The 14,086-nt window shown below is 64.4% G+C and carries 17 protein-coding genes and 1 pseudogene; 10 read left to right on the top strand and 8 right to left on the bottom strand.

The features are described 5' to 3' along the window. Window position 1: 1 nt before the first annotated feature. Window positions 2-1,474, bottom strand: coding sequence for an FAD-dependent monooxygenase (locus tag OHQ90_RS29345; protein WP_328402959.1), 1,473 nt, complete (start codon window positions 1,472-1,474; stop codon window positions 2-4). Between the two features lie 85 nt (window positions 1,475-1,559). Here OHQ90_RS29345 and OHQ90_RS29340 point away from each other — a divergent pair, with 85 nt between their 5' ends. The 3 genes from OHQ90_RS29340 (at window position 1,560) to OHQ90_RS29330 (ending at window position 3,649) form a co-directional block, all read left to right on the top strand. Then, entirely contained in the window at window positions 1,560-2,162 is a 603-nt protein-coding gene (locus OHQ90_RS29340; protein ID WP_328402957.1) for a TetR/AcrR family transcriptional regulator, read from the top strand. A gap of 51 nt (window positions 2,163-2,213) precedes the next feature. Further along, window positions 2,214-2,369, top strand: a complete 156-nt coding sequence (locus OHQ90_RS29335) for a hypothetical protein (RefSeq protein WP_328402955.1) — start codon at window positions 2,214-2,216, stop codon at window positions 2,367-2,369. A gap of 119 nt (window positions 2,370-2,488) precedes the next feature. Further along, a complete protein-coding gene (locus OHQ90_RS29330; RefSeq protein ID WP_328402953.1) occupies window positions 2,489-3,649 on the top strand; it encodes a serine hydrolase domain-containing protein in 1,161 nt (386 codons plus the stop codon). A 65-nt stretch (window positions 3,650-3,714) separates the two neighbouring features. Here the strand turns inward: OHQ90_RS29330 and OHQ90_RS29325 are convergent, their stop codons facing one another. Next, complete coding sequence (locus OHQ90_RS29325) at window positions 3,715-4,680, bottom strand: quinone oxidoreductase family protein (RefSeq protein ID WP_328402951.1); 966 nt, start codon at window positions 4,678-4,680, stop codon at window positions 3,715-3,717. A gap of 61 nt (window positions 4,681-4,741) precedes the next feature. Between OHQ90_RS29325 and OHQ90_RS29320 the strand changes: the two genes are divergently transcribed. From OHQ90_RS29320 to OHQ90_RS29295, 6 genes and pseudogenes are all read left to right on the top strand, one after another. Then, window positions 4,742-5,092 (top strand): hypothetical protein, encoded by a 351-nt coding sequence (locus tag OHQ90_RS29320; RefSeq protein WP_328402949.1) that lies wholly within the window; start codon window positions 4,742-4,744, stop codon window positions 5,090-5,092. Window positions 5,093-5,128: 36 nt separating this feature from the next. Continuing rightward, window positions 5,129-5,293 (top strand): hypothetical protein, encoded by a 165-nt coding sequence (locus tag OHQ90_RS29315; protein ID WP_328402947.1) that lies wholly within the window; start codon window positions 5,129-5,131, stop codon window positions 5,291-5,293. A 1,091-nt stretch (window positions 5,294-6,384) separates the two neighbouring features. Then, window positions 6,385-7,302 carry a cytochrome P450 gene (locus OHQ90_RS29310; protein WP_328402945.1) on the top strand — a complete coding sequence of 306 codons (918 nt, stop codon included), beginning with the start codon at window positions 6,385-6,387 and terminating at the stop codon, window positions 7,300-7,302. Then, window positions 7,217-7,567: pseudogene (locus OHQ90_RS29305) on the top strand (cytochrome P450); the annotation flags it as partial. The gene OHQ90_RS29310 and the pseudogene OHQ90_RS29305, both read left to right, overlap by 86 nt. Window positions 7,568-7,627: 60 nt before the next feature. Further along, on the top strand, window positions 7,628-8,086 hold the full coding sequence (locus OHQ90_RS29300) for a VOC family protein (RefSeq protein WP_328402941.1): 459 nt from the start codon (window positions 7,628-7,630) through the stop codon (window positions 8,084-8,086). A gap of 179 nt (window positions 8,087-8,265) precedes the next feature. Beyond that, window positions 8,266-8,553 (top strand): hypothetical protein, encoded by a 288-nt coding sequence (locus OHQ90_RS29295; protein ID WP_328402939.1) that lies wholly within the window; start codon window positions 8,266-8,268, stop codon window positions 8,551-8,553. A gap of 13 nt (window positions 8,554-8,566) precedes the next feature. Here OHQ90_RS29295 and OHQ90_RS29290 read toward each other — a convergent pair whose 3' ends face one another. Together OHQ90_RS29290 and OHQ90_RS29285 are read right to left on the bottom strand one after the other, a co-directional pair. Continuing rightward, window positions 8,567-9,154 carry a CAP family protein gene (locus OHQ90_RS29290; RefSeq protein ID WP_328402937.1) on the bottom strand — a complete coding sequence of 196 codons (588 nt, stop codon included), beginning with the start codon at window positions 9,152-9,154 and terminating at the stop codon, window positions 8,567-8,569. Window positions 9,155-9,295: 141 nt separating this feature from the next. Beyond that, window positions 9,296-10,012 carry an alpha/beta fold hydrolase gene (locus OHQ90_RS29285; RefSeq protein WP_328402935.1) on the bottom strand — a complete coding sequence of 239 codons (717 nt, stop codon included), beginning with the start codon at window positions 10,010-10,012 and terminating at the stop codon, window positions 9,296-9,298. Between the two features lie 101 nt (window positions 10,013-10,113). Here OHQ90_RS29285 and OHQ90_RS29280 point away from each other — a divergent pair, with 101 nt between their 5' ends. Further along, entirely contained in the window at window positions 10,114-10,692 is a 579-nt protein-coding gene (locus OHQ90_RS29280) for a TetR/AcrR family transcriptional regulator (protein ID WP_328402933.1), read from the top strand. Between the two features lie 14 nt (window positions 10,693-10,706). Here OHQ90_RS29280 and OHQ90_RS29275 read toward each other — a convergent pair whose 3' ends face one another. From OHQ90_RS29275 to OHQ90_RS29260, 4 genes are all read right to left on the bottom strand, one after another. After that, entirely contained in the window at window positions 10,707-11,180 is a 474-nt protein-coding gene (locus OHQ90_RS29275; RefSeq protein WP_328402931.1) for an NUDIX hydrolase, read from the bottom strand. Window positions 11,181-11,214: 34 nt separating this feature from the next. Continuing rightward, window positions 11,215-11,394, bottom strand: coding sequence for a hypothetical protein (locus OHQ90_RS29270; protein WP_328402929.1), 180 nt, complete (start codon window positions 11,392-11,394; stop codon window positions 11,215-11,217). A gap of 51 nt (window positions 11,395-11,445) precedes the next feature. Beyond that, a complete protein-coding gene (locus OHQ90_RS29265; protein WP_328402927.1) occupies window positions 11,446-13,185 on the bottom strand; it encodes a DUF3556 domain-containing protein in 1,740 nt (579 codons plus the stop codon). Window positions 13,186-13,292: 107 nt separating this feature from the next. Then, entirely contained in the window at window positions 13,293-14,009 is a 717-nt protein-coding gene (locus OHQ90_RS29260) for an SDR family NAD(P)-dependent oxidoreductase (protein WP_328402925.1), read from the bottom strand. Window positions 14,010-14,086: the final 77 nt, after the last annotated feature.

Here is a 14,086-nt window from a genome sequence, read left to right as displayed (position 1 = left end):
TTCAGCTACGTCGACCGAGATATCCATCCGGTCGGACCAGCACCGCGGTGCCCTCGCCGGCGTGGTATGCCTCGAACGCCTGACCTTCGACGTCCATGACGTAGCGCAGTGACGTCGCACCGGAAGCATGATCTGTATCCAGGGCAGCCGCTCCCGGGACCCCGTCTCCCGGACGTACCACCGTGTACGTGTGCACACCGGGCTCATTCGAATGCTCTGCGGTCTTTCCGAAACACAGCAGTGTCGAGTGCGGTCCGCGGAAAAGGTCGAACAGTCGGATCGGCAGCCCGGTCGCGTCCTTCAGGGGCGCGTCGGGCGCGCGATCACCCGCGACGAGCGGACCGTGGTCGGCCGGATCACGGTAGCTGATATCCAGCTGCCGCGTTTCCTCGCCACGGTGCATGGCGTCTTCGTCGCCGTCGACCAGCTTGTCGAGCAGTTCGCTGCTGATGCCGAGTACCCGTGCGGCCACCGTCCTGCGCTCGGATTCGTAGCTGTCCAGTAGTGATTCGTCGCCGTGCACCGCCGCGGCGAGCTTCCATCCGAGGTTGTAAGCATCCTGGATGCCGGTGTTCAAGCCCTGTCCGCCGGTCGGCGGATGCACGTGTGCGGCGTCGCCGGCCAGCAAGACCCGGCCCGCGCGGAAGCGCTGCGCCAGGCGGATATTCGGCCGCCACACGGTGGCCCAGGTGAGGTCGCTCAGGACGATGTCGGTGCGTCCGGAGTATCGGTCGACGAACCCCTGCAGGACCTCGAGGGTCGGTTCGACATCGGCGCCGAGTGGTGCGGCGCACTGGAAATGCGGTCCGCCGGGCAAGGGGGACATCGCGATTCCCTCCATCGGCCGCTCCGCGTCGGCGAACCAGTAGCCGTACTCGTGGTCGAGCACATCGGCGCGGACGTCGCCGAGCAGCATTCGAATCGAGTCATCGGTCGTGCCTTCGAAGGGGATGTTCAGCGTCTTGCGTACGGTGCTCCGGCCGCCATCGGCCCCGACAAGATAGGCGGCGCGAACGGTTTCGTCGGCGCCGTCGTGTGCGAGCGTGACGGTGACTCCCGAGTCGTCCTGATCGAACGACACCAGCGCGGTGCTCAGCTCGACGTGAACACCGAACTCCGCCAACCGATCCCGCAGGATGCCCTCGGTCCTGGATTGTCCGAGCACCCAGAGGTTCGGGTAGGGGATCGCGGGAGTCGGCTCGGTCGGTTCACTCATCCGCCGCTCGCCGACGAACTCGCCGCCGAAGTAGGCGCGCATGACCGGCGTCGGGGTGCCTGCGGCCAGCACCGCGTCCAGCACGCCGAGATCGTCGAACACCTCCAGGGTGCGCGGCTGGATTCCGTCCCCGCGGGAGCCGGCGAAGAACTCGCGCGCCTGCTCCACGATGCGCACCGGGACGTTGCGGCGGGCCAGTTCGAGGGCGAGCGTCAGGCCGGTCGGTCCGGCGCCTGCGATGAGTACCTGGGTCTGCACGATGTCTCCTGAACTGAATTATGATTCACTGAATGTCGATTCAGTATCGGAGTTGGTACCTTTCGCTGTCAAGGAGGTGATGTCGGTGTCGACAAGTCGCCGAGAGAAGTCCGCGGAAACCGAGCAGGCGCTGAAGGCCGCTGCGCTGCGGGTTTTCGCTGAGCGCGGCTATCTGAACACGAAGATCTCCGACATCACCACGGCGGCGGGTCGCGCGGCCGGGTCGTTCTACAACCACTTCGCGAGCAAGGAAGAACTCCTCCAGTCACTGCTGAAGGACATGGCCGACGCCGGGGACGTGCGGGCAGAGGGACCGGACCACAATCCGGACTTCAGCGATCCGGACGGCGTGCGCTACCACGTCGCCGGGTACTGGAAATTCGCTCGCGAGCATGAGCCCGTGCTGCGCGCGATGAGTCAGGCGGCAATCGTCAGCGAGGACTTCGCACGGATGATCGGCCGGTTCGGCATCGAGCAGCGTGCGGACGTCGCCGACCACGTGGATGGGTTCGCCGACAAGGGTTTACGGCTGCCGAGCACGACCGATGCCAGTCTGGCGATGATGTTCCTGGTGACGCAGGCACTGCTGCAGGCGGTCGAGGACGGCACCGTCACGCTGACCGACGAGCAGGCCATCGAGGGGTTGACCAAGTTCATCTACCGCGGCCTCACCGGGCGCGACTACTGATTGTGGTTGGCGTGCGTAGCACAATCGGCCGCTGGACGGCCGGTGCGGTGAATGCTGTTCGTAGCCAACGCTGCGTTCCACCTGAGCGCCGCTCTCGTCGCCGCTGCGATCGGCGTTCTATTTCTGGATCGACTCGAAACCTGGGTTGCGCGCGGCATAATTGCTGGAACGATTCTCGTGCAGCGTCTGTTCTATGACTTCAGCTGATAGCAGCGGCGCGGCCGGGTGGTGACGGCGGGATGGCGCTCGCGCACAGCCGAAAAGCCGCTTGCCGCAACAGCAGCGGGATGGCAGGGTCAGCGCTACCGATGTCGTTGAGGGGGTGCATGAGGATTCGCGCGGGGATCGTCGCGGTGGCGGCGATCGTGGCCTTGACCGGATCGGCGGGCACGAATGCCGTTGCCGAATCCGGCGGAGCAGATCGAGCCGCTCTGCAGCAGGCGATGAACGACTTCGTCGCGGCCGGAGCAACCGGGGTCCAACTCCGAGTACGCGATCGGTCCGGTGAGTGGGCCGGTAGCGCTGGTGTTGCGGAAATCGGCCGCCCGGAAGGTGTTCCGGTGGATGGGCGATTCCGGGTGGGCAGCATTACCAAGACGTTCATCGCGACGGTGCTGTTGCAGCTCGTCGATGAGGGAAAGCTCGGCCTCGACGACCCGGTCGCACGGTACCTGCCGCAATTCGGCTTGGATCGCCGCATCACTGTGCGAATGATCTTGCAGCACACCAGCGGTCTGGGTAGTCACACCCGCACCTCGGACCCGGCGGATGCCGCCGACCCGGTCCTGGTCGACGACGTATTCCGCACTTACCTCCCTGACGAGATCGTGCGATTCGTTGCGGCCGAACCGCTGAAATTCGATCCTGGGACAGGTTGGTCGTATTCCAACACGAACTACGTGCTCGCGGGTCTGCTGATCGAGAAGCTCACCGGGACGCCCTACGCCTGGCAGGTCAATCTCCGCATCGTGTTGCCCCTCGGACTGTGGCGCACCGAGCTGCCGGGGCAGGCGATGGAGATTCTCGGGCCGCACGCGCATGGCTACCTGCCTTATACCGAAGACGGTGAAAGCAAGCTCTTCGACATCACCCGACTCAATCCCTCCTGGGCGGGTGCATCCGGCGAGATCATCTCCACGACAGAGGATCTCACGACGTTTGTGTCGGCCCTGGCGAGCGGACGGCTGTTGTCGCGTGCCCTGATGGAGGAGATGCGCGATATCCACCGGCTGAGTTCGGCCCTGGGGTATGGACTCGGACTGTTCCAGTGGGACTTCCCTTCGGACTGTGTCGGTCTCGGGCACGACGGCCGCATGCCAGGCTATTCGTCCGAGATGCTCAGCAGCCCGGAAGGTCGCGCCAGCGTGGTGATATCCGTGACCGAAGGCGGGTTCGCGCCGAAAAGCGAAGCGTTCCAGATAGCCATTATTCGGCTCGCGAGCCTGGCACTGTGTGGTCTCGCCAGCCCGCCGCTCCGACCCGCATAACCGCAGTATGTTGGGACTCGTGACCGCAGGATGCTGAGGCGACGGCCCAATTCACGCGCACTCGCCTATGGCAGCAGCACGATAGAGCCGGTGGTCTTGCGGCCTTCGAGATCGCGATGCGCCTGCGCAGCGTCGGCAAGCGGGTAGGTCGCACCGATTCTGACATGCAGCGAGCCGTCGGCGATCGCGGAGAGGATATCGTCTGCGCGCCACAGCAGTTCTGCGCGATCACGGGTGTAGTGGAGCAGGGTCGGGCGGGTGACGAACAATGAGCCCGCGGGATTGAGACGTTGCAGATCGAATGGCGGCACCGGCCCGCTGGCAGCGCCGAACAGCGCGAGCGTGCCGCGAATGCGCAACGAGGCCAGACTGGCTTCGAAGGTCGCAGCGCCCACCCCGTCGTACGCGGCGGCGACACCGGCACCGCCGGTGAGCGCCCGTACCTGTTCGGCGAGATCGTCGCTGTAGCGCAGCACCTCCACCGCGCCGGCCTCCCTGGACAGCTTTTCCTTCGCATCCGACGACACCGTGGTGATGACTCGCACTCCACGGTTGGCGGCGAGCTGGGTGAGCATCAGGCCGACACCACCCGCACCCGCGTGTACCAGCACCGTCTCACCAGGTTCGGGCTTGTAGATCGATTCGATCAGGTAGTGCGCGGTCATCCCTTGCAGCAGGGCCGACGCGGCGACCGGCGGGGCCACCCCGTCGGGTACCGCGACCGCGACCGCGGCGTTCACCGCGACCCGCTGGGCGTAGCTACCCGGCGCCGCCGCCCAGGCGACCCGGTCGCCGACTGCGAATTCGGTCACATCAGCGCCGACCTCGGCCACGATCCCGGTGCCTTCGGCCCCCGGGATGTAAGGCACCGTCTGCGGGTATCGCCCGGTCCGGACATAGGTGTCGATGAAGTTGATCCCGATGGCCTCGGTATCGACCAGCAGCTGATCCGGACCGATCTGCGGATCCGGAACTTCGACGAACTCCAGGACCTCGGGGCCGCCGTGCTCGGAAACCTGAATCGCGCGCATGAGATCCGTTCTACACCCATAGCCTCTGGACCCGAACGTACCGGTCAGTAAACTAACGTCCATGAGTGCTCCTGCCGCCCCGGCCCCAGTACAGCTGTCGGGCTCCCTAGTGGACTCCGTCAAGGGATTCGTCGCCGAGCACGGCGGCTCTGCAACGGCCGTTCTCCAGCCGATCGGCCGCCTCGGCGTCCGAGTCACCCTCGTCGGCTCCGACGGCATCCTCGGCGACCAGGTCGTCCCCGACCTCGACACCGCCAAGAACCTGATCGCCACCGTCGACGGCCTCACCGAAGCCGACGAATGGAACCGCGAACTCACCTCCATCGCGACGCCCCGCAAGGGTCACTGGGCGAAGATGGCAGGCTGGGTGGCTCGCCAGACCCGTTTCCCCAAGGCGCGCAACGAATCCTGAGGTTCGTCCCATCGGATACTCGGGCTCGGCGAATGGGTGCCACGTGAGTTCGGTGGTCTGAGCAGGCCAGTGGGTGTACTCGAGCCCGCTCGAGCCTTCTTCGACCGAGTCCTGAAGTTCACGCCAGGAGTGCGCGAGGTGATCCGGTACCTCGGCGACCATCGAGCCGACGACGCCTTCCCTGCCCGGAAGTGGGACTGAAGCGCGGACCCATTCGGCGAGGATCCGTACCGAAGCCAGTCCGAACGTAAGTGCGCGGCCCCTCATCGCAGCAATCGCGAGGACCAACCTGCTGAGATCACGGTCCAGTCGGTGTATGAAGCAATCCGGCAGATCCTCGCCGAGCACAGCACGGCAGACCTCGTCGGCGTCAGCTGTATCGCTCCAGGTACTGACTCGCATCATCGCGCCGAACAGCAGTGTGCTTCATGGAAGCGGTAACGCCGCCGGCGTGAACCGGACGTGCCGACACATCATTGTCATCGGCAGAAGATCATCTGGTCACAGACCGGCTGTGCACAAGATCGCGGGTGGGGCGTTCCCATCGATGTCGTGTGGCCCGAGGGGCGTCGCGTGGTGGACGCGGAATCCGTAGTAGCACCTGAACATCGCAGATGCGCGAACCATGCCTGTGGCCGGTGCAACCGGTACTACTAGGTGTCCTCGGGTATCGGGGAGCTTCGTTCCAGCTGCCACCCCGTGGGACCGCCGAGCTCGGCAAAGGCCGTGCATTGCAACGGATACCGACCGTTCAGCCGGTCTTCGGCTGCGGTTTCGAGGATAGATGGGTATCATCAAGCCGTTGATATCGAAACACGCTGCGGTCGAACAGTTTTGAGTCACCGGCCGGTTTCGGACATGAGTTCGATAACCGCGCCCGCCGAAACGAGCCGCATGAGCACGGGAGTTCAAGGGGTACCAAGACCGTACAACCACACGGAAACCGTTGGGATTCATGGCAACCCGGCAGCGTTCCGGCAGCAATCCGCGACCGCGTCCGACGCGGCCGCATCCGCGTGTGAAAGACCATGCCGATAAGCGGATCTCGTCGTCAGTTTTCTAATCGTTGTGAGGAGCGGTCTTTTGACTATGTCATCGTCCCTGGCGCATTCAACGACACAGCAGATCTGTCGGATCGTTCACCTGTCAGCGCCGGCTGACCTCGTCGGCCCACGCAGGTGACGCTCTATTCGGGCGAGTTCGCGGCTGATCCGCATGGCGCCTACCGGGACATGCGCCGCAACCATGGCTCGCTCGTGCCGGTGGAGGTAGCGCCCGGTGTGCCTGCGACATTGGTGATCGGCTATCGCGAGGCACTACACATACTGGGCGACCCCCTACATTTTCCAGCCGATCCGCGAGTCTGGCAGTCCACGGTTCCGGCGGATTGCCCGGTGTTGTCGATGATGGAGTGGCAGCCCAACGCATCGCGGACCACAGGCGAAGAACATGCAAGGTACCGGCGTGCCGACACCGATAGTCTCGACAAAATCGATCTCTATGCGCTGCGCGGTACGGTCGAACGCACCGCGGCGGCGCTGATCGACAGTTTCTGCGAGTCCGGTTCGGCCGACCTGCTCAGCCAGTATGCGGTGCCGCTCACCGCCCAGGTGCTCAACGATTTGCTGGGGTTCTCGCCGGAGGCGGGGGAGGAAGTGTTCGCGGCGCTGGTGACGCTGCGCAATGCGGACGACGCTGCATCGGCCGAGGCGGGTAATCGGATGTTCACCTCGGCGATGCTGGAGGTGATTTCGGCCAAGCGGGAAGCCCCGGCCACGGATGTGACGTCCTGGCTGCTGGAGCATCCCTCCGCCTTGGACGAAGCAGAGATGGTGCAACAGATGGCGATGTTGTATGCCACGGGCACCGAACCCACATCGAACCTCATCGTCAACACGTTGCTGTTGATGGCAACCGATGACAGATTCGGCAGTGAGCTGCTCGCGGGAGCCCTGTCCACCCGGGACGCGATCGATGAGGTGTTGTTCACCGATCCACCATTGGCGAACTCCTGCTTCAGTTATCCGCGGCAGCCACAAATACTCGGCGATCTGCTGTTATCGATGCACGAACCGGTCGTGATCAGCCTCGCAGCGTGCAACACCGATCCTGCGGCGGTGAATGGTTACCTATCCTCGCCAGCCAATTCTGATCGAGGGCGTGTGGCTGCCGGCGAATCAGCCGGTAATCATCAGTATGGCCGCCTGTAATACGGATCCGGAGATGAACACAGGCGAATTCCTGGACAACGGATGGAATCTGGCGTTCAGCACCGGCCCACATGCCTGTCCTGCTCACGCCCGGCCGTACGGGCTGCTGCTCGCGCAGGACGTCATCGATCAACTCCTGGACATCCTCCCGGAACTGAAACTAGCGGTTGCCGAAGAGGAGCTCGTGTGGCGCCCTGGCCCATTTCACCGAGCATTGACAGCGTTGCCGGTTGTGTTCCCACCTTCTCCTCCGTTGTACGTCTGAAGGTATAGCTCCTTCGAGACGTACCCACCCGAACGACCGGAACCGAAGTAAGGAGTCCCCATGGCGGTTAGTCCGATTCCCCACGGGCAGCACAGCATGACCGTGTACTTGGCAGTCGCGGATGCGCGGTCGGCAATCGAGTTCTACAAGAGGGCTTTTGATGCCGTCGAGCTTTACCGGGGGGAATCACCGAGCGGTCGCATTGATCATGCGGAGCTGAGGATCGGCGATTCTTCGCTGGTTCTCACCGAGCCTTCTGAGGGGCATCCGCTGACGAGCCCAGCGCAGTCCCAGGCCTCGGTTGGTCTCCGGCTGTATGTGGAGGACGTCGACAAGCACTTCGCTCAGGCGCTGGAGCTGGGTGCCCGAGAATTCAGCGCAGTGAGCGATCTGTTCTACGGCGACCGCAGCGGGACGCTGGTGGACCCGTTCGGCCACGTCTGGATTGTATGCACCCACAAAGAGGACCTGTCGATAGAAGAAATCCAGGAGCGCGCCAAGAAGTTCTACGGCGGATAGATCGACAGGCACCGATCGCTGGACCCGAACGTGTGACCCGCACTCTCGGCTGTCAATACCGGTCGGATGTTGCCCCGACCTTTCCGTCGCAATCGTGACCCACTCGATGTGGCGAACCGTCCGGCCCCGAGATGACGGTTCGTGATTGCCTATGCGGAGATAAGGCGGGGGTAAGGGCTTTGCATGGACAGGAACCGGATCTCCAGGTCCTGTTCGAGCGGCGGTTGGCGGAACGATTCGATGCGGCTGGGGTCGCCGGGACGGCCGAGGTCATCTCTGTCGACGGGATGCACATCAGCGGTGAAGCGGACGAAGTCGCAGAACTGACCGTGCGGTTCAGCGGGCCGGGCTTCGACACCTTCGACGCCGACTGCGAGCGCAGTACTCGGGACCCGGCCTGGGAGGTCGGCGATCGGTTCGCTGTGGTAGTCGATCCGGTCGACCTGACTTGCGCGATTCGTTCATGACGACTCGGCCTCGCTAGTCGGTTCCCCGCAATACGTTGTCGCGATATTCACCGGGGATATTGCCGCGTGACCGATAGATCGCCACGATGTAGGTCCAGCCCGGATCCTCGGATTCCGGTGCAAGCACGCAGGCTCGGCCGACACCAACTGTGGTACTGGCCTTCCACACCATCTGCGTGAAATTCTCGGTCCCCGGCGCCGGGCGGTCGGCTTCGTACTCGTAGCGCTCTTGCTCATTCTTCCAATGCATGACGGCATCACCGGCGGGCGTCGGCCTGGAATCATCGCTGCTGGCCAGGAATACGTTTTCGCCGTACCTCGTATCCAGTTCTCTGTGGGACACGGAGCCGTTCTCCGCGTGGAACACCGCGCGCGTCTTCGCGTAGTCCGCCAGCTCTTGGCTGATCTTCAGCGCGGGGACTCCGTGGTGAGATCGTACTTTATTGAGTCCGTCCAGCATCTCTTGGACGAACCCGGTGTCGGTGCACTCCTTCACCTCTCGTGCCTCGGCGGAGGCAGGAACTCCGCCGAGCGCGCCGAGCAGCGAGGCGCAGAGTACGGGGACCGCGAGACGGGCCGGTGATCGCCGAGATCTGTCCACGCGGAAACCTTGGTCCGTGGTGTCGTGAATCATGTGTAGCCCCTTCTCCATCGAAGCGGTACGTGATCAACCGGAACCAGCGTACGAAGCGGCGGACCCCTTCCCTTGCATCGGCGCGCACCTCGGAGTTTCCGCCGGGCTTCACCGACTGCTGTGGTGTCCGGCCACCGCGTAGGAGATGTCGAGGACGCACTGCGCGAACTCGGTCGGCTGGGCCAGGGGGAAGTAGTGACCTGCCCGCGGCGTGATGAGTAGTCGGCCGTCGGTGCTCGCGGCAAGGAATCGCCGTTCGTGGGTGCGGAAGTGATCGCGACTGCCGTTGATCAGCCAGAGCGGGCCGGGGTACTCGGCGAGGTTGGTGAGCGGGTCGAAATGCCGGCTTTCTCGGACCACGTCAGGGATGACTTCGGTGGCAATCCCACCGTGTTTGATCGCTTCGGCCACCCGCGGTGGGAGCACCGAGTCGAAGAGGCGGCCGCTGGCCCGTTCGCCGCCGTCGGATTGCCGCGAGAGCACGCGATGCATCAGCGTGAACGGAGCCGTGAAGCCGCGGTTCGGCACGCAGGTTGCCCCGGCGACCACCAGCCCGGCCACTCGCTCTGGATGCCGGGCCGCTGCGGCGATGCTCACGTATCCGCCCAGCGAATGCCCGACCACCACGGCGTGGCCGCCGACGTTGTCCACCGCTTCGGCGACTGCGTCGATGGCGGCGGCCAGCGTGAACCGTTCGCCGCGCCGCGCACCGTGCCCAGGCAGGTCGACTGCCGCCGAGGGGTGCGCGCCGAGCTGCTCGCGTACTACCGACCATGAGGTACCGCTCAGCCGAATGCCGTGCACGAATACCAAGGGAAAGCTCATTCCACGCTCCTATCGACAACGCAACGTTGCGTTGCGTTGCGTTGCGTTTGAAGATATACCGATGCTAGATGCAACGCAACGTTGCGTTGTATCCTGGCGGGGTGAGCGAAGAACGCGCCCGGGGAGGGCCACGGCAAGCGTCGGCGATTTTTGCCGCGACCCTCGAGCTACTGGCCGAACAGGGCTATGACGGTCTGACCATCGAATCCATCGCAAGCCGCTCCGGCGTCAACAAGACCACCATCTACCGGTGGTGGCCGTCCAAGGATGCGGTGCTGGCCGCCGCGCTGGTCCACTCCGACCTGCTCGCCTTCGCGATGCCGGACACCGGCAGCCTGCGCGGCGACCTCCTCGCGCTGGCCCGGGAGATCACCCAACTGCTGACCGGAGAACGGACCGCACCGATCGTCGCCACCGTTCTCGCCGCGGCACCCCGCAGGCCGGAGCTGGCTGCGGTGGCGCACACGTTCTTTGCCGAACGCCTCACCCGCGAGCAGCCGATGTTCCAGCGCGCGATCGCCCGTGCCGAACTGCCGGCGACGGCGGATCCGGCGATGATCATGGACCTGCTGGCCGGCGCGATCTGGTTCCGAATTCTGCTCCGTGATCAGCCCATGTCGTCGGATTACCTCAGCGGCGCAGTCGATCTCGTACTGCACGGGGCTGCCGCCGCACACTGATCGACGACCCGCGTTCAGGGTGCCGGTTCGAACCACACCGGCCCATCGGACAGTGCCCGCTCGATGCGCAGCAGATCGTGCTCGGGCAGTTCCGGCAATGCGGACACGTCGAACCAGGCGACCGCGAGCGACTCGTCGTCGTTGACCCGCGCCGTGCCGCCGACGGCGCGGCACCGGATCGTGATGTCCATGAACTGACAGATGTCGCCATTCGGGTAGGTGTGCGGCGGCATGGCGCGGACGATCACGATACGCTCGGCGACGCAACGAATGGCGGTCTCCTCGTACACTTCTCGAACCGCGCACGCCGCTGGCTGCTCGCCCGGGTCCGGCATCCCTGCAAGGACCGCCCACGTGCCGGTGTCGGCCCGCTGCCCCAACAGCACCCTGTCCTCGTCATCGAAGACAACAGCGCTGACACCGGGCAACCACAACAGCTGCTTGCCCGCGTCGGCCCGGATGGTGTGAATGAAGTCGGGGGTCGCCATGGTTTCGACAGTAAACCGCGCTCGATGGTGCCCGCTATCGGCGATCAGGACCGGGCTGATTGATTGCGCCGGACGGCATCCCGTCGTTGACCGTCGGGCGGTTACCCGCTGCTGGAGCGGTGTGGACCTCCATCCGCCAGAAACCGGGCGTGGCCATGGCCAGCACATCCCGCGGCGCGGTGCGCGGATTTCGTGCCAGATCCACGTCGATCATGAAACGGACTCCATGTCCCGAAGTATCACGCTGTTGTCATCGTGGCCGCCATCAGGCGAAGTCGTTCTGGTTGCCACGGTGTACGTGCACGGGCACATCGTCGGCCCACGGCTGGCGGGTCACCATGTCCGCGACATGCACCACGCCGCGCTCGAATTCGCCGGTCGCGGCGTCGACAAGACGGTATTCCTGAGTCTGCTTGTGGATCGGCTGGGCGTCGAGCAGAACGACGCGTACTTCGCCGGGGTCGAAGTGGCAACGCTGCTGCATCGCGGCGATGAGTTGCTCGTTGTGCATGTGTCCGTCGCCGAAGTTCCAGCCGACCGCGGTGCTGCAGATGCGCTCACCGTCGGTGAGTGTGTACTCGCCCTCACGGCCGGCGGGCATGGCTCGATGAACCAGGGTGAACAGCGCGCGGCCGTGGGTGTTCATGGCGCGGAAGGCATATCCCATGAACATCGGAATCTGGGCCCGGTCCTTCCCGTAGAACCGCTCCAACTGGGCTTGCGGCATACTGGCGATCGCCACGATGCCGCGGCTGATCTTTTCCGCGGCCGAGGGTTTGATGCACCACATCGTCGTATCCCAGTTGCCTGCGTAGTACCGCATGCCGGGCAGGAACGAGATTGTGCGCGGGAACAGGTTCCCGGCGATCACAATGCCCGCGATCACGATGAACAGCAGCGCCACCGGCGCGGGGTTGTTCAGGCTGCCGAGACCGAGATCGGCGTGCGCGACAAACAACACCAGCACACCGAAGATCATGAAGACGTTCCATTCCAACGGCACCCCCATGGGGACGGCCGTCAGAATCACCAGGTGGAATCCCACCATCACGACCGCGGCCGCCGCCGTCAGCGGGCCGCCGTGCGAGAAGAACAACACCAACGGAATACCCATCTCGACGGCCGTGCCGCCGTGCGCGAAAATGCGCGACAACCGACCCGGCCTCAGGTCGTCGGGGAAGTTCTCGAAGAACATGCGCTTGAGCGACTTTCGCCGGAACACCGGGCTGTTGGACATCATCGTGGACACCACGAACGGGAAGTGCTTGTTCAGCTTCGAGGTCGCCGCGCCCATCCAGATCACCACGAAAACGACCTTCGCGGCGACGATCGTGTCGGTGGAGGCGAATAGAAAAGTGACTGCCAGGGTGGCATAGACCTCGCCGCGCGCCGCGAGGAAGATCACTTTGTCGCGCAACCCGATTGCCGCAAGCAGGCCGAGGATCACTGCGATTTGCCACACCGGGATCAACCCCACTGTCGTGTCCAGCGCCGGTACCGGACCGGTGCCGGCGGACACCAATGCGACCGACGTCGTCATCAGCAACGCCGCATACAGTGCGATATCCACTGGGGTGCGGGTGGTGCCACTGGTCAACGGAACACGACCGGGCCACGGCGGCAACCGAATTGTCCTCGGCCGCAACCAATACAGTATCGAGCCGAGCGGCGGAAAGAATCTGTTGTTCAGCGGACCGAACCCGCAACCGAGTCCGACCACCTCGAACAGCAGCGTGTAAAGCACAGCCTTCTGGAAGACGATCGGCTCCGACCACCAGTCGCCGACATCGGTGAATCCGTCGATGCCCTTGGTGGACAGCATGATCAGCCAGCCACCGAGAATATAGAGACCGACCTTGCCGACATAGAACAAATGCAGCGCGACCGGCGTCCCGAAACCCACCTCGGCCCAATGCCTGGCCATGGGACGGATTCGTGCACTCCGAGTGCCTTTGCTCCACTCCGTCATATCGACCACGGGTAGGTCGGGTTCGAGAAACCCCATCGAGCACTCTCCGATTCGACGATACCGAGGTCAGCCGAATCAGGACCTCGATGTCCTTCGATACGTTGGCAGGTACGGCATTTGCTGTCAATCGCCGATCCCGGTGGTTACCACGGCAAGGCGCCGGTGGTGTCGAAGTAGCCGCCGGTGGGTCCATCGGGGGGCACCTGGGCCATGCGGACGATGATCTCGGCACCCTGCTGAACGGTCTGCGTGCCCAGGCGCCCGTTCAGATCTGTCGCGGTGTAGCCCGGCTCCACCGCGTTGATCCGCATGTTCGGAAACGCTTTGGCGTACTGCACGGTGATCATGTTGACTGCGGCCTTCGATACCGGATAGGCGACTCCCGGGTATGCGTGTGCGGGTGTGTCCGGGGTGGTGACCCGGGTCAGCGAGGCCAGGCCGCTGCTGACGTTGACCACGACCGGCGCGGCGGATCGCTGTAGCAACGGCAGGAAGGCGTGGGTCACGCGTACCACACCGAGGACGTTCGTCTCCAGCACTGGCCGCATCATGTCGGCGGTCAACGCGGCGGCGCCGACCACGCCCTTGTCCTGCGTCTGTCCTTCGAAGCCTGCGATGCCCGCGTTGTTGACGAGCACATCCACACCGCCATCGGCTTCGATCGTTTTCGCCGCGGCCGCGACGGACGCGTCATCGGTGACATCGATGACCACCAATCGTGCACCGAGCTGTTCGGCGGCGTGGCGCCCGCGTTCGGCGTCCCGGCTGCCGAGGTAAACGGTGTGGCCTGCCGCGACGAGCCGACGGGCGGTCTCGAAGCCCAAGCCCTTGTTCGCTCCGGTGATCAGTGTCGTTGTCATGGCTTCATAGTCGCGCCGGGCAGCCGGGGTCGACCAGTCGTCCGGTCTTCCTGGGACTGCTGATACCAGGCAGTTCG

Origin of the sequence: Nocardia sp. NBC_00403 (assembly GCF_036046055.1) — a bacterium.
Taxonomy (GTDB): Bacteria; Actinomycetota; Actinomycetes; order Mycobacteriales; family Mycobacteriaceae; genus Nocardia.
This window is presented reverse-complemented; position numbering and strand designations above follow the sequence as displayed.

Excerpts from the sequence above, each read along its gene's own strand:
- OHQ90_RS29285 (WP_328402935.1), bottom strand. The coding sequence starts at position 10,012 with ATGAGCTTTCCCTTGGTATTCGTGCACGGCATTCGGCTGAGCGGTACC.
- OHQ90_RS29260 (WP_328402925.1), bottom strand. The coding sequence starts at position 14,009 with ATGACAACGACACTGATCACCGGAGCGAACAAGGGCTTGGGCTTCGAG.
- OHQ90_RS29325 (WP_328402951.1), bottom strand. The coding sequence starts at position 4,680 with ATGCGCGCGATTCAGGTTTCCGAGCACGGCGGCCCCGAGGTCCTGGAG.
- OHQ90_RS29275 (WP_328402931.1), bottom strand. The coding sequence starts at position 11,180 with ATGGCGACCCCCGACTTCATTCACACCATCCGGGCCGACGCGGGCAAG.
- OHQ90_RS29265 (WP_328402927.1), bottom strand. The coding sequence starts at position 13,185 with ATGGGGTTTCTCGAACCCGACCTACCCGTGGTCGATATGACGGAGTGG.
- OHQ90_RS29270 (WP_328402929.1), bottom strand. The coding sequence starts at position 11,394 with ATGATCGACGTGGATCTGGCACGAAATCCGCGCACCGCGCCGCGGGAT.
- OHQ90_RS29300 (WP_328402941.1), top strand. The coding sequence starts at position 7,628 with ATGGCGGTTAGTCCGATTCCCCACGGGCAGCACAGCATGACCGTGTAC.
- OHQ90_RS29330 (WP_328402953.1), top strand. The coding sequence starts at position 2,489 with ATGAGGATTCGCGCGGGGATCGTCGCGGTGGCGGCGATCGTGGCCTTG.
- OHQ90_RS29335 (WP_328402955.1), top strand. The coding sequence starts at position 2,214 with ATGCTGTTCGTAGCCAACGCTGCGTTCCACCTGAGCGCCGCTCTCGTC.
- OHQ90_RS29320 (WP_328402949.1), top strand. The coding sequence starts at position 4,742 with ATGAGTGCTCCTGCCGCCCCGGCCCCAGTACAGCTGTCGGGCTCCCTA.